Source organism: Curvibacter delicatus NBRC 14919, assembly GCF_001592265.1.
In the GTDB taxonomy this organism is placed as follows: Bacteria; Pseudomonadota; Gammaproteobacteria; order Burkholderiales; family Burkholderiaceae_C; genus Hylemonella; species Hylemonella delicata.
In genome coordinates this window covers 96,354-120,767 of record NZ_BCWP01000001.1, presented here as the reverse complement: position 1 = coordinate 120,767, position 24,414 = coordinate 96,354, and the positions used below count along the sequence as shown (strand labels likewise).

The 24,414-nt window shown below is 61.0% G+C and carries 23 protein-coding genes; all 23 read right to left on the bottom strand.

The features are described 5' to 3' along the window. Positions 1-4 precede the first annotated feature (4 nt). Positions 5-871 carry an ABC transporter permease gene (locus tag CDE01S_RS00570; RefSeq protein WP_084382614.1) on the bottom strand — a complete coding sequence of 289 codons (867 nt, stop codon included), beginning with the start codon at positions 869-871 and terminating at the stop codon, positions 5-7. Positions 872-873: 2 nt separating this feature from the next. Then, positions 874-1,824: an ABC transporter ATP-binding protein gene (locus CDE01S_RS00565; protein WP_066702108.1), complete on the bottom strand. Its 951-nt coding sequence runs from the start codon at positions 1,822-1,824 to the stop codon at positions 874-876. Between the two features lie 49 nt (positions 1,825-1,873). Further along, positions 1,874-2,143 carry an STAS domain-containing protein gene (locus CDE01S_RS00560; protein WP_066702107.1) on the bottom strand — a complete coding sequence of 90 codons (270 nt, stop codon included), beginning with the start codon at positions 2,141-2,143 and terminating at the stop codon, positions 1,874-1,876. 2 nt (positions 2,144-2,145) lie between these two features. Beyond that, positions 2,146-2,784: an MlaC/ttg2D family ABC transporter substrate-binding protein gene (locus CDE01S_RS00555; RefSeq protein ID WP_439648656.1), complete on the bottom strand. Its 639-nt coding sequence runs from the start codon at positions 2,782-2,784 to the stop codon at positions 2,146-2,148. A 90-nt stretch (positions 2,785-2,874) separates the two neighbouring features. Beyond that, a complete protein-coding gene (locus CDE01S_RS00550) occupies positions 2,875-3,594 on the bottom strand; it encodes an MlaA family lipoprotein (RefSeq protein ID WP_066702104.1) in 720 nt (239 codons plus the stop codon). Positions 3,595-3,632: 38 nt separating this feature from the next. Then, a complete protein-coding gene (mlaD, locus tag CDE01S_RS00545) occupies positions 3,633-4,115 on the bottom strand; it encodes an outer membrane lipid asymmetry maintenance protein MlaD (RefSeq protein ID WP_066702101.1) in 483 nt (160 codons plus the stop codon). Positions 4,116-4,181: 66 nt separating this feature from the next. Further along, positions 4,182-4,964: a lipid asymmetry maintenance ABC transporter permease subunit MlaE gene (mlaE, locus tag CDE01S_RS00540; RefSeq protein ID WP_066702099.1), complete on the bottom strand. Its 783-nt coding sequence runs from the start codon at positions 4,962-4,964 to the stop codon at positions 4,182-4,184. Next, complete coding sequence (locus tag CDE01S_RS00535) at positions 4,961-5,776, bottom strand: ABC transporter ATP-binding protein (protein ID WP_066702097.1); 816 nt, start codon at positions 5,774-5,776, stop codon at positions 4,961-4,963. The genes mlaE and CDE01S_RS00535 overlap by 4 nt, the downstream gene beginning before the upstream one ends. Positions 5,777-5,829: 53 nt before the next feature. Beyond that, complete coding sequence (locus tag CDE01S_RS00530) at positions 5,830-7,296, bottom strand: glutamate synthase subunit beta (RefSeq protein ID WP_066702095.1); 1,467 nt, start codon at positions 7,294-7,296, stop codon at positions 5,830-5,832. Between the two features lie 72 nt (positions 7,297-7,368). Next, on the bottom strand, positions 7,369-12,015 hold the full coding sequence (locus CDE01S_RS00525; protein WP_066702094.1) for a glutamate synthase-related protein: 4,647 nt from the start codon (positions 12,013-12,015) through the stop codon (positions 7,369-7,371). Positions 12,016-12,188: 173 nt separating this feature from the next. Further along, a complete protein-coding gene (locus CDE01S_RS00520; RefSeq protein ID WP_066702093.1) occupies positions 12,189-12,890 on the bottom strand; it encodes an REP-associated tyrosine transposase in 702 nt (233 codons plus the stop codon). A gap of 50 nt (positions 12,891-12,940) precedes the next feature. Further along, a complete protein-coding gene (locus tag CDE01S_RS00515; protein WP_066702092.1) occupies positions 12,941-13,411 on the bottom strand; it encodes an outer membrane lipoprotein in 471 nt (156 codons plus the stop codon). A 65-nt stretch (positions 13,412-13,476) separates the two neighbouring features. After that, a complete protein-coding gene (locus tag CDE01S_RS00510; protein WP_084382611.1) occupies positions 13,477-14,412 on the bottom strand; it encodes a class I SAM-dependent methyltransferase in 936 nt (311 codons plus the stop codon). Then, complete coding sequence (locus CDE01S_RS00505; protein ID WP_066702089.1) at positions 14,412-15,035, bottom strand: DUF1415 domain-containing protein; 624 nt, start codon at positions 15,033-15,035, stop codon at positions 14,412-14,414. The genes CDE01S_RS00510 and CDE01S_RS00505 overlap by 1 nt, the downstream gene beginning before the upstream one ends. Next, positions 15,032-16,285 carry an MFS transporter gene (locus CDE01S_RS00500; RefSeq protein ID WP_066702087.1) on the bottom strand — a complete coding sequence of 418 codons (1,254 nt, stop codon included), beginning with the start codon at positions 16,283-16,285 and terminating at the stop codon, positions 15,032-15,034. Before CDE01S_RS00500 ends, CDE01S_RS00505 begins: the two co-directional genes overlap by 4 nt. Then, positions 16,282-17,457: a deoxyguanosinetriphosphate triphosphohydrolase gene (locus CDE01S_RS00495; protein ID WP_066702085.1), complete on the bottom strand. Its 1,176-nt coding sequence runs from the start codon at positions 17,455-17,457 to the stop codon at positions 16,282-16,284. The genes CDE01S_RS00500 and CDE01S_RS00495 overlap by 4 nt, the downstream gene beginning before the upstream one ends. Positions 17,458-17,526: 69 nt before the next feature. After that, complete coding sequence (aroB, locus tag CDE01S_RS00490; protein WP_066702083.1) at positions 17,527-18,651, bottom strand: 3-dehydroquinate synthase; 1,125 nt, start codon at positions 18,649-18,651, stop codon at positions 17,527-17,529. Between the two features lie 48 nt (positions 18,652-18,699). Continuing rightward, complete coding sequence (locus CDE01S_RS00485; protein ID WP_066702082.1) at positions 18,700-19,227, bottom strand: shikimate kinase; 528 nt, start codon at positions 19,225-19,227, stop codon at positions 18,700-18,702. 32 nt (positions 19,228-19,259) lie between these two features. Next, entirely contained in the window at positions 19,260-21,377 is a 2,118-nt protein-coding gene (locus CDE01S_RS00480) for a type IV pilus secretin PilQ (protein WP_066702080.1), read from the bottom strand. Further along, a complete protein-coding gene (locus CDE01S_RS00475; protein WP_066702078.1) occupies positions 21,374-21,919 on the bottom strand; it encodes a pilus assembly protein PilP in 546 nt (181 codons plus the stop codon). The genes CDE01S_RS00480 and CDE01S_RS00475 overlap by 4 nt, the downstream gene beginning before the upstream one ends. Beyond that, positions 21,916-22,590 (bottom strand): type IV pilus inner membrane component PilO, encoded by a 675-nt coding sequence (locus CDE01S_RS00470; RefSeq protein ID WP_066702076.1) that lies wholly within the window; start codon positions 22,588-22,590, stop codon positions 21,916-21,918. Before CDE01S_RS00470 ends, CDE01S_RS00475 begins: the two co-directional genes overlap by 4 nt. Positions 22,591-22,602: 12 nt before the next feature. Continuing rightward, positions 22,603-23,235: a PilN domain-containing protein gene (locus tag CDE01S_RS00465; protein ID WP_066702074.1), complete on the bottom strand. Its 633-nt coding sequence runs from the start codon at positions 23,233-23,235 to the stop codon at positions 22,603-22,605. Continuing rightward, positions 23,232-24,311 (bottom strand): pilus assembly protein PilM, encoded by a 1,080-nt coding sequence (locus CDE01S_RS00460; protein WP_066702498.1) that lies wholly within the window; start codon positions 24,309-24,311, stop codon positions 23,232-23,234. The genes CDE01S_RS00465 and CDE01S_RS00460 overlap by 4 nt, the downstream gene beginning before the upstream one ends. Positions 24,312-24,414: the final 103 nt, after the last annotated feature.

Genomic DNA, 24,414 nt, shown 5'->3' with positions numbered 1-24,414 from the left:
TGCTTCAGCCGCGGATCTTGTACCCGGTGCGCAACAAGTGCACCGCCAGACCGCCCACCAGCACAAGTGCCGCCCCCACAATCCCGAAACTCAGCCAAGGCGAGACATCGCTCTGGCCGAAGAAGCCGTAGCGAAAGCCGTCGATCATGTAGAAAAACGGGTTGAGATGGCTCACGCCCTGCCAGAAGCTGGGCAGCGAGTGGATGGAATAGAACACGCCGCTGAGAAAGGTCATCGGCATGATGATGAAGTTCTGGAAGGCCGCCAACTGGTCGAATTTTTCAGCCCACAGGCCGGCAATCAGGCCGAGGGCGCCCAGCAGGGCTGCGCCCATGACGGCAAACGCGATGACCCAGAGCGGGGCCACCACGCTCAGGTCGGTGAACCAGACCGTCACCAGAAACACGCCTGCCCCCACCACCAGACCGCGCACCACGGAGGAGCCGACATAAGCAAAGAACCAGCTCCAGTGAGACAAGGGCGTGAGCAGCAGAAAGACCAGGTTGCCCATGATCTTGCTCTGGATCAGCGAGGACGAACTGTTGGCAAAGGCGTTCTGCAACAGACTCATCATCACCAGACCGGGGATCAGGAAGGCGGTGTAGCTGATCCGGTCATACACCTTGACGTGGTTCTCCAGCACATGGCCAAAGATCAGCAGGTAGAGCACGGCCGTCAGCACCGGTGCTGCCACGGTCTGGAAGCTGACCTTCCAGAAGCGCAGCACTTCCTTGTAGAACAGGGTTTGCCAGCCGGCGGCGATGCCCCCCCTGAGACGGCCTGCGGCCGCCTTCCCCCCTTGGGGGGACGACACCAGCGGCCCGGCTGAGCCGGTTCCGCGGTGTCCCTCGGTCTGAAGGTTTTCTTTCATGCTCATGCGCCCTCCGCCGTCTCAGAGCCAGCGCTGGCATTGGTCGAACTCATCACGTCGAGGAAGACATCTTCCAGATCAGCCTTGCTGATCTCGACGTCATCCACAACGACACCGGCCTCGCGCACCGCGGCCAGATAACCCTCGATCTCGCGTGCGTCGTGCGCCGGAAACTGGACGATCCGCCCCGTGACACGCGCCTGCGCCGCCAGATCGGCCGGCAACTCGCCGTCAATCTTCAGGCGCAGCACATGGCTGGATGCGGCTTTCAGCAGCTCGCTGGTGCGCTCCAGGGCCACCACCTTGCCGGTTTTCAGCATGGCAATACGGCCGCACAGGGCTTCGGCTTCTTCCAGATAATGAGTCGTCAGCAGCACCGTGTGGCCTTCGCGGTTGAGCCGCGCGATGAACTGCCACAGCGTCTGGCGCAACTCCACATCCACTCCGGCGGTCGGCTCGTCCAGCACGATGACCGGCGGCTTGTGCACCAAGGCCTGCGCCACCAGCACGCGTCGTTTCATGCCGCCGGAGAGCTGGCGCATATTGGCATTGGCCTTGTCGGCCAAGCCCAGACTTTCGAGCAGCTCGTCAATCCAGGCGTCGTTGTTCTTGACACCGAAGTAGCCTGACTGGATGCGTAAGGCCTCGCGCACATTGAAAAACGGATCAAACACCAGTTCCTGAGGTACCACGCCGAGCAGGCGTCGGGCCTGGGCGTAATCGGCCTGCACGTCATGGCCCAGCACCGTCACGCGGCCTTGGCTGGCGCGCGTCAGGCCCGCCAGGATGCTGATGAGCGTGGTCTTGCCGGCCCCGTTGGGGCCGAGCAGGCCAAAAAATTCGCCCTCTTCGATATTGAAGCTGACGTCATCAAGCGCCAGGAACGTGGCGCCCTTGGGTCCCCGTGCTGCCGGATAGGCCTTGGAGACAGACTGGAAGGAAATGGCTGGCATGGGAGTCCGCTATTTTAAGCGGACGGCCCGAAGGCCTGCTCATGCGGGGTCAAGCCGCAGGCAGCAGCCCGTCAATGCCGTACAGGGCGGCCAGATCGGCCAGCCGCGGCGAGAGACCCCGGATCGAAAAATGCTTGCCCACCGTCAGGCATTCACGTCGGAACTCCAGCAGCACAGACAAGGCCGCGGAGTCAAAGTGCTGCAGGGCACCGGCATCCACCACCACGGACGCTCCGCTGTGGGCACGCAGACCCTGCACCAGCATCTGCAGGCAGGCCCGGGCCTGGGCGTGGGTCAGTTCCGAGGGCAGCACTAGCACGTTCAGACCTTCTTGGCGTTGGCCTTGTTGCGCTCTGTCAGCGTCGCAATCAGGCCATCCAGACCTTTGGTGCTGATTTCCTGTGCAAACTGGCTGCGGTAGGTCTCCACCAGCCAGACGCCGAGCACATTGAGGTTGTAGATCTTCCAGCCCAAACCGTCACCAGGCGTCTTCTCCAGGCGATAGTCGAGTTGGATCGGATCACCACGGCCCTGCACCTCCGTACGCACCACCACCTCCTTGTCTTCCGGCGCAGCGCGCATGGGCTTGAGCGCGATGGTCTGGTCCGTCACCTGCGACAGTGCACCGGCATAAGTACGGACCAGCAAGGTCTTGAACTCTTCCTGCAGACGCTTCTTCTGCTCCGGTGTGGCCTGGCGCCAGCCGGGGCCGATGGCTGAAGCGGTCATGCGCTGGAAATTCACGTTGGGCATGATCTTGGCATCGACCAGCGCAATGATGCGATTCATGTCGCCCGCACGGATGGCCTTGTCGGCACGGATGCTGTCGAGCACCTCGGTCGACAGACGCTTGATCATGAGGTCAGGGGCTTCGTCTGCGGCGTGCGCCTGCAGGTGTCCCATGAGCCCCAGGCTACAGGCCAATACCACCAGACAACGATTCAAAGAACGACGCTTCATGCTTGCTTTCCCATTCATTCATGATGATCCTGACGCCTCCAACGCAGCAGTCGCGTCGATGGCTGACCCGAAACCCTGCCCTGGCTCCGGTTATTGCTCGGGCTCGGCCTCCGGCTCTTCTTCCGGTGGATTGCCATCAAATACCGCGTTGCGGCGCCGCTGCAGATGGGAATCCCGGAAGAAAGTGTACTTATCGAGCGCAATTTCCTCCAGCAAATCGCCCGCCTTGAGCACCTGGGCCCGGTTGTCCACCAGGCGCAGGGTCCAGAGCGTATTGCGCACCGGGATGTCCTCAATCTTGGTCACCGGATCGCCCACGGTCTTGTCCACCGGCAAGGCCACGGTATCACGCAAGGTCGAGGGGCCGAAGAAGGGCAGCACCACATAAGGGCCTGCCCCGACACCCCAGCGCCCCAGCGTCTGGCCGAAGTCTTCGGGATGGCGCTCGATCCTCATCTCGCTGGCCACGTCCAGAATACCGCCCAGACCGAAAAGGGTGTTGACGCTGACACGCATCAGGCTGTTCGCGGCGCCTTCACCCTTGAGCTGCAGCACATTGTTGACAAAAGACCAGACGTCCTCAATGTTGTTGAAGAAGTTGCCCACCCCGCGGCGCAGCAGATCCGGCGTTACCTCCTTGTAGGCGGTCGCCACCGGCTTGAGCACGGCATGATCTATCGCATCGTTGAACTCGAACATGCTGCGATTGAAAGGCTCGAGCGGATCTTTCGGATTCACATTCGGCCCGGTGGCGCAACCGGCCAACACCACGCACAGCAGCAACGCTGCCAGTGGCGACAGACGACTCAATCTCCCGGCAACCTGCCGGTCTGCCCTGCAGTGAAACTTCATTTCTTGCCCGCGCTTGATGTATTGCCTTCGGCGGTCTTGCTGTAGAGGAACTGACCGATCAGATTCTCCAGCACCACCGCGGACTGCGTGGCGGTCACCACATCGCCAGCCGCCAGTTCCTTGTCGTCCGCCCCGGCCTCAATACCGATGTACTGATCTCCCAGCAGGCCACTGGTCAGAATCTTCATCGAACTGTCTTTGGGGAAACTGTAGCGGCTCTCCAGTGCCAAGGCGACCTTGGCCTGGAAGGTCTTGTCATCAAATGCGATGGACTCGACACGCCCCACGACCACGCCACCACTGCGTACCGGCGACTTGGGCTTCAATCCGCCGATATTGTCAAAGCGCGCCTCGACCCGGTAGGTCGACTGAAAGCTCAGGTTCAGCAGATTGGCAGCCTGCAAGGCCAGAAACAAAATGGCCACCGCCCCGATCAGGACAAACAGGCCGACCCACACATCATTTTTTGAGCGTTGCATCTTAGTTCATTGGGGTCAGAGCACATCGCTGCGCGAGTGATCTGACCCACAAAGCTCCAGTCAAATTCAAATCGAAAACATCATGGCGGTCAGGATGAAATCCAGACCCAGAACTGCCAGCGAAGCCATCACCACCGTCCGCGTGGTCGCTCGTGAAACCCCTTCAGGCGTCGCCTGCGACCGGTACCCCTGCAACAGCGCCACAAAGCTCACCGTGAAACCGAACACGATGCTCTTGACCACGCCGTTACCCACGTCCGCCCAGACATCGACCCCTCCTTGCATCCGGCTCCAGAAGGCACCCGGGTCGACACCGATCATGACCACGCCGACCAGCCAGCCGCCCATGACGCCAACCGCATTGAAGACCGCGACCAGCAAGGGCAAGGTGATCACGCCGCCCCAGAAGCGCGGCGCCAGGATGCGACGGATCGGGTCCACCGCCATCATCTCCATGGCACTGAGCTGTTCACCCGCTTTCATCAGGCCGATTTCGGCGGTGAGCGAGGTACCGGCCCGGCCGGCAAACAGCAGGGCCGCCACCACGGGTCCGAGTTCGCGCACCAGACTCAGCGTCACCATCTGGCCCAGCGCCTCCGTCGAACCGTAGTCCACCAGGATGTAATAACCCTGCAAACCGAGTACAAAGCCAACGAAAAGACCGGAGACCACAATGATGGCCAGCGAATGGTTGCCCAGCAAGTGGATCTGGTCGCGGATCAACCCGAAACGTTTGAAGCTCGGACCGGCCAGCTGCAGCAGCCGCATGAAGAGGCGCGCACCGTAGCCCATGTCCGCCAGCTTTTGGCGCACTGCATAGCCCACGTCAGAAGGACGCCACCAGCTCATACCTGCTCCACACCGAAATCCTGCTCCACACTGGGGCCGGGGTAATGAAAGTGCACCGGCCCTTCGGCCTGAGCCTGGACGAACTGCTGCACCAGAGGATCCGTAGAACGCTTGACCTCCTCCGGTGTTCCCTGCGCGGCGATGCGGCCATTGGCCAGAATCACGACCTGATCGGCAATATGGAAGGTCTCTTCCAAATCATGCGACACCACGATGCTGGTCAGGCCCATCGCATCGTTGAGGCGACGGATCAGCTGGGCCGCTGTCCCGAGGGAGATCGGATCGAGACCGGCAAAGGGCTCGTCGTACATGACCAGCTCGGGATCGAGCACGATCGCGCGTGCCAATGCCACGCGCCGGGCCATACCGCCCGAAACCTCGCTCGGCATCAGGCTGCGGGCACCACGCAGGCCAACGGCATTGAGCTTCATCAGAACGATATCGCGAATCAGCGCCTCGGACAGATCGGTGTGCTCACGCAGGGGAAAAGCCACATTCTCGAAGACATCCAGATCCGCAAACAGGGCGCCGAACTGGAACAGCATGCCCATGCGGCGCCGTGCCGCATACAGCTGCGTCTGGTCCATGCGGGTGACGTCCTGGCCATCAAACAACAACTCACCGCGCTGAGCACGGTTCTGCCCGCCAATCAAGCGCAGAACGGTTGTCTTGCCACCGCCAGAGGCGCCCATCAGGGCGGTCACCTTGCCGCGCGGGATGCTGAGAGAAATGTCATCCAGGATGACTCGCTCCCCATACCCGAAGGTCAGGTTCCGCAGTTCGACAAGAGAGTTCGCTTGGGATGAGGGCATAAAAAACAAAAGCCGGGACGATCCGGCTTTTGAATCATAAGGGATGAAACCTCTCAGCGTGGCAGATCGCTCGCGCCCATAAGGAACTCGTCCACCGCCCGCGCGGCTTGCCGACCTTCGCGAATGGCCCAGACCACCAGACTCTGGCCGCGCCGGATATCACCAGCAGCGAACACCTTGGCCGCATTGGTGACGTAGCCGCCAGAAAAGTCAGTACTCGCTTTGGCATTGCCGCGTGCATCCTTCTCCACACCGAAGGCATCCAGCACGGTCGCCACCGGGCTGACGAAGCCCATGGCCAGCAGCACCAAGTCGGCCGGGTATTCCTTTTCGGTGCCGGGGATCTCGACGAACTTGCCGTCCTTGAATTCGACATGCACGGTCTTCAGGCCCGTGACCTTGCCGTTCTTGCCGATGAATTCCTTGGTCGAAATGGCGAACTCGCGCTGGCAACCTTCCTCGTGGCTGGAACTGGTCCGCAGCTTCAGCGGCCAGTAGGGCCAGACCAGAGGTTTGTTCTCCTGCTCGGGCGGCATGGGCATGACTTCGAACTGGGTCACACTGGCGGCACCGTGACGGTTGCTGGTGCCCACACAGTCCGAACCCGTGTCACCACCACCGATCACGATGACATGCTTGCCATCGGCACGGATCTGATCCTTAACCTTGCCGCCGGCATTGATACGGTTCTGCTGCGGCAGGAACTCCATGGCGAAGTGAATGCCGTCGAGGTCGCGACCGGGCACCGGCAGATCGCGCGACTGCTCGGCACCACCGGTCAACAGCACGGCGTCGAACTCCTTCTTCAGCTGTTCGGCACTGACCGTGTCCTTGGCCCAGTTGGTGACCTTGGAGCCCTTGGGCAATTCGCCGACCAGGGTGTTGGTCTTGAACACCACGCCCTCGGCTTCCATCTGCTTGACGCGACGGTCAATGTGCGACTTGTCGAACTTGAAATCCGGGATGCCGAAGCGCAACAGACCGCCGATGGTGTCGTTCTTCTCGAACACCGTCACGGCGTGGCCGGCACGCGCCAGCTGCTGGGCCGCCGCCATGCCGGCGGGGCCGGAGCCGACCACGGCCACCTTCTTGCCGGTCTTGACGGCCGCCGGCTGCGGCTTGACCCAACCCTGCTGCCAAGCCTTGTCGATGATGGCGTGCTCGATCGACTTGATACCCACCGCATCATCGTTGATGTTCAGCGTGCACGCTGCCTCGCAAGGCGCCGGGCAAACGCGGCCGGTGAAGTCCGGGAAATTGTTGGTCGAGTGCAGCACCTCGATCGCGTTCTTCCAGTCGCCCTGGTAAACCAGATCGTTGAAATCCGGAATGATGTTGTTGACCGGGCAACCGTTGTTGCAGAACGGCGTACCGCAGTCCATGCAGCGGGCGCCCTGGATCTTGGCCTGCTCGTCGGTCAGGCCGATCACGAATTCCTTGTAGTTTTTCAGGCGCTCGGCGACGGGCTGGTAGCCCTCTTCGAGACGCTCATACTCCATGAAGCCGGTGACTTTACCCATGATGTTTCCTATCTAGTCAGTTGGGGACAGAGCAGATTGGCTGCACAAATCCTGATCTGTCCCGCCAAGTCATTACTTAGCCGCAGCGGCTTCTTTCTTGCTGGCAGCCTTGGCAGGCGCAACAGCAGCCTTCTTGGCGTTGATTTCGCCCAGAGCACGCTTGTATTCGTTCGGGAACACCTTGACGAACTTGGCGCGGGCCTCGGCCCAGTTGTCCAGCAGTTCGCGCGCGCGCTTGCTGCCGGTCCAGCGGTGGTGATCTTCCAGCAATTTCTTGAGCTGGGCTTCGTCAGTCTGATCACGGTGCCAGATGGCGCGGTTGATCGTGGACTCCTGCTCGGCTGCCGGCAGCACCTTCTCCATGGACACCATGGCGGTATTGCAGCGCGTTGCAAACTGGCCGTCCTCGTCATAGACGTAGGCCAAACCGCCACTCATGCCCGCCGCGAAGTTACGACCGGTCTTGCCCAGCACGGCGACCGTGCCGCCGGTCATGTACTCGCAACCGTGGTCACCTGTACCTTCCACCACCGCCGTGGCGCCTGACAAGCGAACGGCAAAACGCTCGCCGGCCACGCCGCTGAAGAAAGCCTCGCCGCTGGTGGCACCGTACATCACGGTATTGCCGACGATGATGTTGCGAGTGGCTTCGCCGCGGAAGTCCAGGCTCGGACGCACCACGATGCGGCCACCCGACAGGCCCTTGCCGGTGTAGTCGTTGGCTTCACCAATCAGGTACAGCGTGATGCCCTTGGCGACAAAGGCGCCGAAGGACTGGCCGCCCGTGCCTTCGAGCTGGATGCGGATGGTGTCATCCGGCAAACCTTCCGGGTGCACCTTGGTCAGCGCACCGGACAGCATGGCGCCAACCGAGCGGTTGACGTTGCGCGCGACTTCCATGAACTGGACCTTCTCGCCCTTGTCGATGGCAGCACGCGACTTGGCGATCAGCACATTGTCGAGCGATTTCTCCAGACCGTGCTCCTGCTCGGCCACGTGGTAGCGCGGCACATCGGCAGTGACAGCCGGCATGGCGAACATGCGCGAGAAGTCCAGGCCACGCGCCTTCCAGTGTTCGATGCCGCGACGCATATCGAGCAAGTCGGCACGTCCGATCATGTCGTCGAACTTGCGGATGCCCAGCTGCGCCATGATCTGACGCACTTCCTCGGCAATGAAGAAGAAGAAGTTCACCACATGCTCAGGCTTGCCCGAGAACTTCTTGCGCAGCACCGGGTCCTGCGTCGCCACACCCACCGGGCAGGTGTTCAGGTGGCACTTGCGCATCATGATGCAGCCCTCAACCACCAGCGGTGCGGTGGCAAAGCCGAACTCGTCGGCGCCAAGCAGGGCGCCGATGGCCACATCGCGACCGGTCTTCATCTGGCCGTCAGCCTGCACACGGATGCGGCCGCGCAGGCGGTTCAGCACCAGGGTCTGCTGGGTCTCGGCCAGACCGATTTCCCACGGGCTGCCGGCGTGCTTGATGGACGACCAGGGCGAGGCACCGGTACCGCCGTCATGGCCGGCAATCACCACGTGATCGCTCTTGCACTTGGCCACACCTGCGGCAATGGTGCCGACACCGATTTCGCTCACCAGCTTGACGCTGACGCTTGAGTGCGGCGCCACATTCTTCAGATCGTGGATCAGCTGCGCCAGATCTTCGATCGAGTAGATGTCGTGGTGCGGCGGCGGCGAGATCAGGCCCACACCCGGCACCGAGTAACGCAGCTTGCCGATGTAGTCAGACACCTTGCCGCCGGGCAACTGGCCACCTTCGCCCGGCTTCGCACCCTGTGCCATCTTGATCTGGATCTGGTCGGAACTGGCCAGGTACTCGGCCGTCACGCCGAAACGGCCAGACGCGACCTGCTTGATCTTGGAGCGCAGCGAATCGCCATCCTGCAGCGGCAGGTCGACTTCCACCTGGGCGTCGCCGATCACGCTCTTGAGGGTCTCACCTTTCTTGATCGGGATGCCCTTGAGCTCGTTGCGGTAGCGCGCCGGGTCCTCGCCGCCCTCGCCGGTGTTGCTCTTGCCGCCGATGCGGTTCATGGCCACGGCCAGCGTGGCATGCGCCTCAGTGGAGATCGAACCCAGCGACATGGCGCCGGTGGCAAAGCGCTTGACGATTTCGCTCGCCGGCTCCACCTCGTCAACCGGAATCGCCTTGGCCGGATCAATCTTGAACTCGAACAGGCCGCGCAGCGTCATGTGGCGCTTGTTCTGGTCGTTGATGATCTGCGCGTATTCCTTGTAGGTGTTGAAGTTGTTGGCGCGCGTGCTGTGTTGCAGCTTGGCAATGGCATCCGGCGTCCACATGTGCTCTTCGCCACGGGTACGCCAGGCGTATTCGCCACCGGCATCCAGCATGGTGGCCAGCAGCGGATCGTGCCCGAAGGCCGCCTTGTGCATGCGGATGGCTTCCTCGGCGATCTCGAAGACGCCAATGCCTTCCACGCGGCTGGGGGTGCCGGTGAAGTATTTGTCGACAGTTGCGGTGTTCAGGCCGATGGCTTCGAACAACTGGGCGCCACAATAGCTCATGTAGGTGGACACCCCCATCTTCGACATGATCTTGGACAGGCCCTTGCCGATCGCCTTGACGTAGTTGTAGATGGCCTTGTCGGCGCTCAGGTCACCCGGCAGGTCCTTGTGGATGGCCACCAGGGTTTCCATGGCCAGGTAGGGGTGCACGGCTTCGGCACCGTAGCCGGCCAGCACGCCAAAGTGATGCACTTCGCGCGCCGTGCCGGTTTCGACCACCAGGCCGGCCGAGGTGCGCAGGCCCTCGCGCACCAGGTGCTGGTGAATGGCGGACAGCGCCAGCAGCGCGGGAATGGCCACCTGCATCGGGCTGACACCGCGGTCGCTGATGATCAGGATGTTCTTGCCACCCTTGATGGCATCAACCGCCTCGGCGCACAGCGAGGCCAGCTTGGCTTCCACCCCCTCATGGCCCCAGGCCAGCGGGTAAGTGATGTCCAGCGTCTGGCTGCGGAACTTGCCCTTGGTCGTGGCTTCGATGTTGCGCAGCTTCACCATGTCCGAGAAGTCCAGAATCGGCTGACTCACTTCCAGGCGCATCGGCGGGTTGATCTGGTTGATGTCAAGCAGGTTCGGCTTCGGACCGATGAAGGACACCAGCGACATCACGATCGCTTCGCGGATCGGGTCGATCGGCGGGTTCGTCACCTGGGCGAACAGCTGCTTGAAGTAGTTGTAGAGCGGCTTGTTCTTGTCGGACAGCACTGCCAGCGGGCTGTCGTTGCCCATGGAGCCGATGGCTTCTTCACCAGCGGCGGCCATCGGGGCGATCAGAAATTTGAGGTCTTCCTGCGTGAAGCCGAAGGCCTGCTGGCGGTCCAGCAGACTGACGCCGCCCTCTGCCACGTGGTCATCGGCGCCAGTTTCGACATCGTCGAGCTTGATGCGCAGGTTCTCGATCCACTGCTTGTAGGGCTTGCTGTTGGCGAGGTTGGCCTTGAGCTCTTCGTCGTCGATCATGCGGCCCTGCTCGAGGTCGATCAGGAACATCTTGCCGGGCTGCAGGCGCCATTTGCGCACGATCTTATTCTCCGGCACCGGCAGCACGCCGGACTCGGAACCCATGATGACGAGGTCATCGTCGGTAACGCAGTAACGCGCAGGACGCAGGCCGTTGCGATCCAGCGTGGCGCCAATCTGGCGACCGTCGGTGAACACGATGGAGGCCGGGCCGTCCCACGGCTCAGGGATCATCATCACCGCCTGGCTGATCGGATAACCTGCCATGGTCAGCAGTTCCAGGCAGTTGTCGAAGGTCGCGGTGTCGGACTGGCCGGCAAAGCTGATGGGGTACAGCTTCTGCAGGTCTTCGCCCAGAACCGGTGAAGACATCACGCCTTCGCGCGCCTTCATCCAGTTGTAGTTGCCCTTGACGGTGTTGATCTCACCGTTGTGCGCGACATAGCGGTAGGGGTGGGCCAGCGGCCATTCCGGGAAGGTGTTGGTCGAGAAACGCTGGTGCACCAGACCCAAGGCCGAGACGCAACGTTTGTCTTGCAGGTCCAGGTAGTAGGTGCCCACTTGATCCGCCAGCAGCAGGCCTTTGTAGACCACGGTCCGGCTGGACATGCTCGGCACATAGTATTCCTTGCTGTGCTTGAGCTGCAGGGCCTGGATGGCGGCACTGGCAGTCTTGCGGATCACATACAGCTTGCGCTCCAGTGCGTCCTGCACAATCACATCGCTGCCGCGGCCAATGAACACCTGACGCAACACCGGCTCTTTTTCACGCACGGTGGGCGACATGGGCATGTCGCGGTTGACCGGCACATCGCGCCAGCCCAGCAGTACCTGGCCCTCGGCCTTGATGGCGCGCTCCATCTCTTGTTCGCAAGCCAGACGCGAGGCGTGCTCTTTGGGCAGAAAGATCATGCCCACACCGTACTCGCCGGGCGGCGGCAGTTCCACACCCTGCTTGGCCATTTCCTCGCGGTACAAGGCATCCGGCAACTGGATCAGGATACCGGCCCCATCGCCCATCAGCTTGTCAGCGCCCACGGCGCCGCGGTGATCCAGGTTCTCCAGGATCTTGAGCGCGCCTTGCACGATGTCATGGGACTTGATGCCCTTGATATGCGCAACAAAGCCCACACCGCAAGCATCATGCTCACTGGCACCGGAATACAAACCGTTTTGTTGGAGATGCTGGATCTCGGCAGCCGTTGTCATGGCGCACTCCTAAATATTTCACAGGGGTTGCAAGCATAGTGCAGTGCAACAGGAATGCCAAGAGAAATAATTAGGGTCAGATTCCAATTATTTGTTGAATTTTTTTATTCAACAAATAATTGGGGACATATTAAATTGATAACGCAATCGCCCAATCCACTGCCGGAAAGAGTTCATGACGCACCTTTTGAGGACGACTGTGGGCGCCCTGCGGATGCCTTGCTGAGACGGCGACTTGTCCGCTTCTGCAAATCCGCCATGAAGTCAACCTCACCCAAGGCCCATCCGCGCAACGTCGACTGCGTCAGATCTTCTTGCTGAGCGGCACTCACCCCTGACTGCACCAGCCCGGCGTAAGCCGCTTCACGGGCGAAAGGGGTGTTGCCAAGTCCCCAGTACAAAGGATGGGGGGTGACCAACTTGTCCGTACGCAAGCCAATGTAATGCGCATGACTCGACCATGGATAGTCGCGCGCCTGGCCTACCAAGCCGGCACGGACCGGGTTGAGGTCGATGTAGGCCATGCAAGCCAGCAAATAGCGATCCGCCTGGATCAAGGTCGCCCTGTAACGCCCCTCCCACAGTGTGCCGCTGCGTTGCTGCGCATGGTTGAAGTACCGCACATAACGGCGGCCGATCGCCTGCATCATCTGCGGCAACGCGGTATCGGTCTGTGGCGTGACCAGCAGATGGAAATGATTGCCCATCAGCACATAGGCATGGATGGCGACGTCGAACTTGCGGGCATTTTCATCCAACAGGTCGAGAAAGAATGCGTAGTCAGCATGCGAGACAAAGATTGGCTGACGGTTGTTGCCCCGCTGAATCACATGGTGCGGATAACCAGGAACCGTGAGACGGGGAAGGCGTGCCATGATGATGCGAAGAAATGCGTCGCATCATCATAGTTCGAATCTGACCCTGATTATTTCTGGGCTTGGTTATTTGGCGCCTTGGCCACGCGGACCTTGCCGCCTGTCGTGACCAGCACAACGGACTCGCCAGGAGCAAAGACTTCAGCACCTTTGGCCTGCACCACAGCACGGCGGTCGCCATTCTTGAGCTGGACCAGGATTTCATTGGCATCTTCGCGTGTACTCATGCGCTCAATGGCATGGCCGGCCACCACACCGGCCACGGCACCGAGCACCCCAATGATCTGGCCTTCACGCTGGTTGCTGCCAGCGCCATAACCGGCCAGACCACCAACCACACCACCGGTGGCCGCACCGGCACCAGACTGGCTACCTTCCACCGTCACACTGCGCACGGACAGCACCGTGCCATCCTCGACCACCGACAGGCGTTGCGCATCATTGCGCTGGATCACATCCGGGCTGCTACTGGCACAGGCCGTCAAGACCAAAGCCAAAGCCACCGCAAAAAGCTTTTTCATAGTTCACACTTTCCTAAAACATCACAGGGTCGACACAGCCAAGTCGGAAGATACCGACACCGCAATCACTCTCCAACGCGGGGCGCATCCGACGGTTGACCTTCAGGCAGGCGAAAACGCGTCTCCAGCAGCGAGGTAAGCCCGAACTCCTCCAGAATGGAGTGCAGGCGCTGGGCCGCCGCCCGTTTTTTCTGCCCGGTGTAGCGAGCAATGATGAGCTCGTTCTTCATGCTGTGCTCCCAACCCACCAGTTCGGTCACCGTGACCTGGTAACCCCAAGCCTCCAGATAAAGGCAACGCAGCACATTGGTGATCTGGCTGCCCAATTCACGGGTGTGCAAAGGATGGCGCCAGAGCTCAGCCAGAGGTGTGCGCGACAGCGACAACGCCTTGCCCGAATTCAGCACACGCGCCACCTCCGCCTGGCAGCAGGGCACCAGCACCATGAAACGCACCTGCTTCAACAGGCCGAAGGCAATCGCATCGTCGGTGGCGGTGTCGCAGGCATGCAGCGCGGTCACGATGTCGATGCGGTCGGGCAACTCCTTCGAATGCGCTGACTCGGTCACGCTCAGATTGAGGAACGACATGCGTTCGAAGCCTAGTCGTGCAGCCAGTTCGCGCGACTTCTGCACCAGTTCGGGCCGGGTTTCGATACCGTAGATACGGCCACGCTGATGCTGTTTGAAGAACAGGTCGTAGATGATGAACCCGAGATAGGACTTGCCGGCACCATGGTCCGCCAGCGTGATGCCGGGGGCATCCGCACCGGCACGCTCGGACTGCAACTCCTGCAGCAGTTTTTCGATGAACTGGAACAGGTGATAAACCTGCTTGAGCTTGCGACGTGAGTCCTGGTTGAGCTTGCCGTCGCGTGTCAGGATGTGCAACTCCTTGAGCAGCTCGATCGACTGCTCAGGCCGGATCTCGGGCGCCAACAGCCCAGACGAACCGATACCCCCTTCTGCGACGGACTGCTTGCGCTTCTTGCCAGAAGTCATCATGGTGCATCTTTCTCTTTACCAGCATCGGCGGCTGGCATTGTTTCGGATTCGGGCTGGCCACCACCCACCTTCAAAGCCGCCCAGCCCGCGTGCCCGAGTTCCTCCAGCGTTTGCATGTTTTTCTCGAAAATCATTTCAGCCTCGGGAAAGGCCTGCACAGCACGATCGATGCTGGCCTCGCGCAACAGGTGCAAGGTCGGGTAGGGCGCGCGGTTGGTGTAGTTGGTGATGTCGTCCGGGGCAGTGCCGGCAAACTGGAACTGCGGATGAAAACTGGCAATCTGCAAGTCCCCCTCCAGGCCGAGCTCATCCAACACGGCATCGGCTTCGTCGAGAAAATCATTGAAGTCGAGAAAGTCCTGCAGGCACAACGGCGCCATCAGCAAGGTGGTGTCGCGCAACTCGGGATCGGCAGCATGCAAGGCCGTCAATTCGCGCACCAGTTCCTCACGCAAGGCCTGCGGTTCGGTCGCCAGGCTCACGACATAGTGGACCTGGCCCTTCACATGCACGCTCTTGGCGAACGGGCAGAGATTGAGGCCGATGACGGCCCGCTCCAGCCAAGTCTTCATGTCTTGCACCACGCGGGCGATCAGCGCCTGTTCGGGAAATGGACTCATCGTTGGCTCCTCGCACCCAGTTGCCGCGCCAGCAACAGACCGGTCAGTGAGCAGGCGCCCGTCACCCCCCAGGTCCAGTGCCAGCCCCCCACACTCGCGGCCACCCAGGCCACCAGCGGTGGCCCGGCAAACTGCCCCAGTGAAGACCATTGCTGCATCCAACCCACGGTGGTGGATACCGTGCGTTCATTGGGTGCCAATCGAACCGCCAGCGAGAACAGTGTGCCGGGGATCATGCCACCGAGCATGGAAAAAAGTAACACGGCCATGAAACGGAAGATCGGCGGCAGGCCCGAGGCGCCAGGCGCCAGCGGGAAGGTCACAAAGGCCAGCAGCGTGCCCAGCCCCATGGCACAAAAACCAATGTAGAGCAGGGTCTGCGGCCGCACGCCCCGCGTCAGCAGGCGCCCGGAAACGATGTTGCCGACCATGTTGACGGCAGCCACCAATGCCGTCAGCACAGCGGTAACGCCTGCTGCAACACCCGCTTGCGCATAGATGGTCGGAAGAAAACCGATCACGGCCAGCCACTGGCCCGAGTACACGGCAAAGCTCAACGCCACCAGCCACGGGCCGGGCGCCACAAGCGTCTGCCGCAAGCGCTGCGGCCAGGCGTTCGCCTGCGCAGCAGTTCCTGCCTTCATGTCTGGTGCGGAGTGGCCCGGCACACGCACCTGATCCGGCGGCACCACCTGCCACAACCACAACGCCATCAAGAGCGTCAGGGCGGCAAGCCCCCACCACCAAACCTGCCAACTCGCCAGTGCAATCACCAGCGGTCCGAACAGCAGGGCGCTGGCCGTCCCCAACGGCATGTAGGCGCCCCACAGCCCGAGCATGGCGCTCATGCGATGCGGCGCCACCAGATGACGAATCAGGCTCGGCGCCGGCATGGACACCAGGAGAAAACCAAAACCCTCAACCGCCCGCAGCAGCAGCAGGCTCGGGGCATCTTGTGCCCAACCACCCAGCAGCGAAGCAGCGAACAGCACCAGCAATCCGCCCAGCATGCTGCGCTTGAGGCCCAGACCATCGGCCGCCAACCCGACCGCCAGGCCGAGCGTCATGCCGGCGAGCTGTACCAGCGAGAGCAGAAACCCGGCTTGCAACAGTGACACGCCAAGCGCCTCTCGCAATACCGGCAAAGCCGGCGACAGCTTGCCGACATGCAGTGCTGCGCTGACGCCGCCGAGGATCACCACCAGGGCGGGATCGACCGTGCGGATGGATCGACTCCAGACGGCACTCATGCCAGCAACCTCTGCCCCGTGAGGCGTTCATGCTCGCGCCAGGCGAAACGGTCCGTCATGCCGGCAATGTAGTCGGCCACCACGCGCAGTACGGCGTGCTCTTCATCTGCTTTGCCGTGCACGGCCAGTGCCCGCGCAACAAAACCGGCCTGCATTTCCTCGGGTGACTCCCGGTAAGCCTCAAACAATTCGCGAATCGCCTGGCGCGCCTGCCCGGTGGTATGCACGACTTGCGGATGCCGATAGAGGTTCTGAAACAGGAATTTCTTCAGCGCCGCCGAGCGGGAACGCATCTCATCACTGAAGCGCAGCAGGGCCGGCAGCTGACGCACTGCGTCGGCACTCATGGGCGCCGCTGCACACAACGCCTGTTGCGTGGCCTCAATGACGTCGTACACCTGCGCACTGAGCATGCGACGTATCGTTTCATACAACAAGCGCCGCCCCTGCGCTGCAGACCCCAACTGGGGGTGATCCTGCAACGTCTGACGGCGGAAGTCGTCGAACAGCGGCACCGCCTCAAGCTGCTCCAGCGTGATCAGGCCCGAACGCACCCCATCATCGATGTCATGCGCGTTGTAGGCGATTTCATCGGCCAGATTGCACAACTGCGCTTCCAGGCTGGGCTGTGTACGCAACAAAAAGCGTTGTGCCACCCCACCTGGCTCGGCCGCCTCGAGCAGCTCGGCATTCTTGCGCGAACAGTGCTTGAGAACGCCCTCACGGGTCTCGAATGTGAGATTCAGGCCATCGAACGCAGGATAACGCTCTTCCAGCTGGTCCACCACCCGCAGGCTTTGCAGGTTGTGCTCGAAGCCGCCGTGAGCTGCCATGCATTCGTCCAGCGCGTCCTGGCCGGCATGACCAAAAGGGGTATGCCCCAGATCATGCGCCAGCGCGATGGCCTCCACCAGATCCTCGTTAAGCCCCAGGGACCGCGCCATCGAACGCCCGAGCTGTGCCACTTCGAGCGAATGCGTCAACCGCGTGCGGAACAGGTCGCCCTCATGATTCAGGAACACCTGCGTCTTGTAGACCAGACGACGAAAGGCCGTGGAGTGGACGATGCGGTCACGGTCACGCTGGTACTCCGTGCGCGTGGGCGCCACCGCCTCAGGGTAGCGGCGACCGCGCGAACGGGCGGGATCGCAAGCGTAGGCGGCAAGCGTCATGATCTCAAAAGAATTTGGGCATCAGCCCTTGTCAATAATGCGCAAGGTGCTACTGAATTTATAGCAAACTTAAACACAGCAAGAATCGATCACCTCGCGCACCAAGGCATCCGGGGCGCCCTTGACAGCGGCGCGCCCTGGCCCGTCGATGACCACAAAGCGGATCTCCCCCGCCTCGGCTTTCTTGTCCACGCGCATGAGTTCCAGATAGCGTCCGGCGTTGTCCTGTGCCGACAGCTTCGGCCCAACCACCGGCAAACCGGCCCTTCCGATCAGTTTTTTCAGCCGCGCGGTAAACGCCGCATCCACCAGACCGAGCCGACACGACAGTTCAGCGGCCATGACCATGCCGCAACCGACCGCCTCGCCATGCAGCCATGCGCCATAACCCAGTCCGGCTTCGATGGCATGGCCAAAGGTGTGCCCGAAGTTGAGGATGGCACGAAGTCCTGACTCGCGTTCGTCCTGCCCCACGACGTCAGCCTTGATCTCACAGCTGCGCTGGATCGCCTTGGCCAGGGCCGTCGCATCACGCGCCATCAGGGCCTCGATATTCGCCTCAATCCAGTCCAGGAACGCCATGTCGGCAATGGGACCGTACTTGATGACTTCGGCCAGACCGGCACTGAGCTCCCGCTCGGGCAAGGTCTTGAGCGTGTCAAGGTCGCACACCACGCGCAGCGGCTGGTAGAAAGCACCGATCATGTTCTTGCCCAGCGGATGATTGATCGCCGTCTTGCCGCCGACGGACGAGTCAACCTGGGCCAGCAACGTGGTGGGCACCTGAACAAAAGGCACACCTCGCATGTAGCTGGCTGCCGCAAAACCGGTCATGTCGCCGATCACGCCCCCACCCAAGGCAAACAGCACGGTCTTGCGATCGCAGGCATGGCCCAGCAAGGCATCAAAAATCTGGTTCAGGGTTTCCCAGGTCTTGAAGGCCTCACCATCAGGGAGCTCAACCAGATGGATCGTCGCGAAATGGGGCTGCAGCGCTGCCCTGAGCGTCGCGGCATACAACGGCGCCACCGTGGTGTTCGTGACAATGAGCGCCTGCGCGGAGCGCGGCAAGCCGGCAAAGGTGGCGGAATTGGCCAACAAGGCGCTGCCGATCATGATCGGGTAGCTGCGATCAGCCAAGCTGATTTGAACCTGGGCGGCCAGGCAAGGCGAAATGTCAGGAGAAGACTGCATAACCCCAAGTTTAGGGCACACGCTGCAGCCTTGTCGGTTTCTCGGCAATCACGGGGCCGACGGCAGCAGTCCGGCCAGCTCCAGTTGCATCACAATCATGTTGACCAGAGTCCCAACCGACGGACGTCCGGTCTCGATGACGAAATGCGCGGTTTCCCGGTACAAGGGGTCACGCACGGCGTAAAGCTCACGCAGGCGCCCCAAGGGGTCAGCCACCTGCAGCAGCGGTCGGTTGGTGTCGTGCCGCAAGCGGCGGAACAACTCATCCGGCGAGGACTTCAGATAGACCACCTGGGTGCGCGACTTCAGACAGCTCCGATTGACCGGCCGCAATACGGCACCACCCCCCGTTGAAAGCACACCCGCTGGCTGCCGCGTCAACTCGTCCAGCACCGCCTGCTCCATGTCGCGGAAACGCTCCTCGCCTTCACGCTCGAAGTAGGTCCGGATCGAACAGCCCAAGCGATCTTCGAGCACGTGGTCGGAGTCGACAAAGGGCAGATGCAGGCGCCGCGCAAGCTGCCGCCCGACGGTAGATTTCCCCGAACCGGGCAGGCCAATCAGACTGACTATCAACTTGTCACAGAATTGAAAATTAGCGCCCTGCTTCAGCGCACAGCCGCCTTGTCGCTGATCATCTTGGGCGTGATGAACACCAGCATTTCCTGCTTGTTCGACACCTTGCCCCGGCTCTTGAACAGATTGCCCACCCCCGGCAGGTCGCCGAAGAAAGGCACCTTGGTTTCATTGGTCGACTCGGTCAACTCGAAAATGCCGCCGATCACCACCGTCCCGCCATTTTCCACCAGCACTTGCGTTTGGATGTGTTTGGTATTGATGGCAAAGCCCGCTGCAGTCGACTGACCCACCGTATCCTTGGCGATGTCCAGCTCAAGAATGATGTTGCCTTCCGGGGTGATCTGCGGCGTCACCTCCAGTTTCAGATTGGCCTTGCGGAAAGCAATCGAAGTAGCACCGCTGGCTGTAGCCACCTGGTATGGCAACTCGGTACCTTGCTCGATCACGGCCTTGATCTTGTCGGCCGTCACCACGCGCGGACTGGACACTACCTTGCCCTTGCCATCAGCTTCCAGGGCGGAAATCTCAAGATTCAGGAAGCGTGCCGCGTTCTCGCCAAAGATGGACACCGCAAAAGTCGCCGGGTTGTAGCCCCCTTGACCGACAGCCGGCAAGCTGACAAAGGTACCCGAGGTGGTGGCCGCCGTGCCATCAACGTAGCTGGAGCCAACCGACCCGCCCATGCCCCCCGAGGCAGCAGGAACATTGCCGGTACCGCCGCCCAGCTTCACCCCAAGCGATTTGCCGAAGGTGTCGGAGGCTTCGACAATGCGCGCCTCGATCAAGACCTGCCGTACGGCAATGTCCAGCTTGGTGATCAGGCTGCGAACCTGTTCGAGCCTGCTGGAGACATCGGTCACAAACAACTGATTGGTACGCGGCTCGGCGATGGCACTGCCCCGTGTACTGAGCAGACGCGCACTGGCAGCACCTGCCGCACCCCCGACGGGAGCTGCCCCTGGAACAGCACCGCCCATCAACTGACGGGCCACGTCTGCGGCCTTGGCATAGTTCAACTGGAACGACTCGGTGCGAACCGCTTCCAGCCCCTCCAGCGCCACATTCGCTTCGCGCTCCAGCTTCTCCTTGGCAACGATCTCATCCTTGGGCGCGATCCAGAGCACATTGCCGGCCTTGCGCATACCCAGGCCCTTGGCCTGCAAGATGATGTCGAGCGCCTGATCCCAGGGGACGTCCTGCAAGCGCAGCGTCACAGACCCGGCGACCGAGTCCGAGGTCACAATATTGAAATTGGTGAAGTCAGCGATCACCTGAAGCAAAGAGCGCACTTCAATGTTCTGGAAATTGAGTGACAGCTTCTGACCGTTGTAACCCGGTCCCTGCGTCAGTTTCGAGGGGTCGACCCGCTGTGGCTTGACCTCCACGACGAACTGGTCATCGCTTTGGTAGGCGCTGTGCTCCCAAGCCCCCTTGGGCTCAATCACCATGCGCACCCGGTCCCCCGTCTGGAACGTGGTCACCGTCTGGACCGGCGTCCCGAAATCAGCCACATCGAGGCGACGCTTGAGCCCCTCGGGCAAACTCGTCTTCATGAACTCCACCACCAGGGTCTGACCACGCTGGCGGATGTCCACACCGACCTGGCTGCTCGGCAACGCTACGACAATGCGGCCTGCGCCATTGACGCCCCGTCGGAAATCAACATCTTTCAGCGGCAGCACATCCCGGCTCCGGGGTTCCGCAAAAGCTGGCACAGCAGTCGCCTCCGGCGCCGGCGTCACCACCGGGTCAAGCACCACGAGCAATGACTTGCCTTGCAACTGGGTCTTGTAGCTGGTGGCCTGCTTGAGATTGAGCACCACCCGACTGCGCTCGCCTGCCTGCAGCACACTGACCGAGCGCAAATTACCTTGATTGATATCGATGGTGGAACGCCCGATGGCATTGGTCACACCAGGAAAATCCAACGCAATCCTGGCTGGAGACTGAATGACAAAGCCCGTCGGCGCGGCCGTCAAGGCTTGCGACAAATCAATCCGCACCACCTCAGCCCCGCCTTGCAACGCGCCCGTGACGGACTCAAGGGTCGTTTGTGCCAGCGAGGACACGGCTGTCACCGCCAACGCCAACGCCAGCAGAACCTTTCGCCCCGCACGCTGTGCGGCCCAACATGTTTGACTGTTCATTTCAATCTCTCCTGCAACTGCAGCGTGGCAGGGCGCTCCACCCATTCGCCCACTGCGTCTTGCGCGATTTCACGCAGCGTGACTTGCGTTTCAGTAATTTTGGTAATCCGCCCATAGTTCTGGCCAAGGTAATTTCCTGGCCGCACTTGATAGAGCAGGTTGTCGACCTTGACCAAGGCCACCGGCTTCCCCTCTTTCAGCAGGCTGCCGACCATGGTCATGCTGTCGAGCGGAAAGGCCTCCAACGGCTCCTTGCGTCGCGCCAGTTCCGGCGCAATCAATGCGCTGCTGACCGCTGACTGCGACGATTCGCGTTTGAGGGCCTGTGCCAACTTCTCCTTGCTGAACGGCTCCACGGCTCCCGCCTGAGCATAGGGCTCCGGTTTGAACTGCTTCGGCTCAGGAATCGGCGTCACTCGCGGGCGTGTCTGGCTTCGCTGCTCAGCCATCCATTGGCGCAATTCATCCTCGCTTGACGCGCCGCAACCGGTCAAGACCAGAACAGAAGCCGCAACCAGAAATCCGTACCCCAGGGTCTTCATTTCTTACCCCCTTTGGCACCACCGGTTGCCTTGCGCTGTGCCGCGACCTCATCCGCATCAAGATAGCGGAATGTTTTCGCTGTCGCATCCATGGCCAGAGCGCCTTCTCGCCCCGGCACGATGGTCATGTTGTTGAGCGTCACAATCCGCGAAAGATGGGCAATGTCCGAAGCGAAAGCCCCGATGTCGTGGTAGCGACCGGTCACGCGCACGGCAATTGGCAATTCAGCGTAGTAGTCTTTCACGAGCACCTGGCCGGGCCTGAAGAGCTCGAACTGCAGACTGCGCCCCAGGCCGGCCTGGTTGATGTCTGACAGAAGCGCATCCATTTCAGCCTTGCTCGGCAGCTGTTTTTCCAGCTGATTCACATATTGCTGAACCTGTTCACGCTGCTTCTTCAGCACCTCCAGATTGACTGCCTTGACCAATTTGCCCTTGTAGTCTTCACGCAGCTGCGTTTCCTTTGCCCGCTCGATTTCCAGCTCCTCATCGGAACTGCTGAGCCAGACAAACCACAAGACCACAACGACCAAGGCCGCCACAGCCGACATCAGCGCGTAACGTGGAATCACCGGCCAGACAGCCGGATTCTGGGGATCCAGGTTGCGAAACTGGCTCTGCACCTGCTCTTTCAGGTCAGCGAGATCGGGGAAAGAAAGTCGGGATGCCATGACTCAATCCAGTTATTTGCCAGCAGGCGCCGAAGCCGCGGCAGTCGGTACGGATCCTGTTGCAGGCTGCGCCTTCTGAGCTTCACTCGCCCTCACCAACCGGACTCGGATGGAAAAATTGGAAACCCGGCGCTGGTCGCGCGCGCCCAGGGTGATGTTGCCAGCCACAATCTCCACCAGTTCCGGCTTGGAAAACCACGGCGTGTTGTTTGCAAGATTGCGCAACAACTCTGAGACCCGCTCATTCGACTGCGCCACCCCCTGCAGGCTGACGGCTTGATTCTCCTGCCGCATATTGGTGATGTAGACACCATCCGGCAACTGCTTGACCAATTCCGACAACATGTGCACCGGCAGGTTCCGGTCTGATTGCAAATCCTCCACGACCTGCTGTCGTGCGCGCAGGGCAGCAATCTCGGCCTCCAAGCCTGCAATTTCCTTGATCTGCGCGTCCAGGGACGCAATCTCTTTTTGCAGAATCATGTTCTGATCCTGCTGAGACGAAATCTGCCCTTGCAGCCACAGGTAAATGACACATGCGATCACCGCACCGGCCAGCGCCGAAGCAACCAGAGACAGATTAAAAACATCCTGTCGCTTTTTACGCGCCGCCTCTCGGTGCGGTAGCAGATTGATCAGAATCACAGCAGGAACCTCCGCAACGCCAAGCCACAGGAGGTCAAGTACGAAGGCGCCTCGCGCGTCATTCTTTTCAGGCGCACCCCATCGCCGATTTCCATGCCGTCAAAGGGATTCACCAGACTGCAAGGGAATCCCGTCTGCTGCGTCACAGCCTCCGTCAAACCCGGCAAGGCTGCCGAACCACCCGCCAGCATCACATAGTCAACCTTGTTGTGCGGCGTGCTGGTGAAAAAGAACTGCAAAGCACGGCCAATTTCCTGCACCATGCTCTCAACAAAGGGATGCAAGACGGTCGATTCATAATCTTCCGGCAGTTCACCACTGCGCTTCTTGCTCTCGGCCTCTTCGAGAGAAAAACCATACTGGCGCACGATCAGCTGCGTGAGTTGAGCGCCACCGAAGGCTTGGTCACGCTCATATAGCACTTCATCATCGCGGATCACCTGCATGCTGGTGGTCAAAGCCCCCACCTCGAACAGCGCCACAATGGTTCCAGCCCCCTTGTCGGGCAGATTTTCAATCAGGCGCCCCGCGGCCAAACGAGAGGCATAGGACTCCACATCAACGATGACGGGCTTGAGCCCGGCTGCTTCAGCCAAACCCTGGATGTCTTGCACCTTTTCCCGGCGTGCAGCCGCAATGAGTACGTCGACATCGCCCGCCGATGCCGCGCTGGGGCCAACCACACAAAAGTCCAGGCTGACCTCGTCCAGCGGGAAGGGGATGTACTGATTGGCTTCCGCCTCGACCTGCATCTCCAACTCGACATCGTTCAGACCACCGAGCAACACGATTTTCTTGGTGATGACGGCCGAAGGGGGCAACGCCATGGCCACATGGCGGGTTTTGGCGCCGCTTTTCTTGACGAGTCGGCGAACCGCATCGGCAACTTCATCGAATTTCTCGATATTGCCGTCACTCACCCACCCTCGCTCCAGCGGCTCAATGGCGCAGCGCTCAAGCACAAGCTGGCCGGCCTTGTTCCGACCCAGTTCGACCAGTTTGACACTGGATGAACTGACATCCAGACCCAACATTGGCTCCGGCTGACGACTGAAAAGCGACCCCAAAGAGATCAAGCGCATCCCCTGAAATATGCCGGCCCAAAACCGGAAAAACTTAAGAATTCACTTCAATGCTAGCAGTAAGATCCTTGTCCAGCAAAGGTTTTTCCCCATTCAT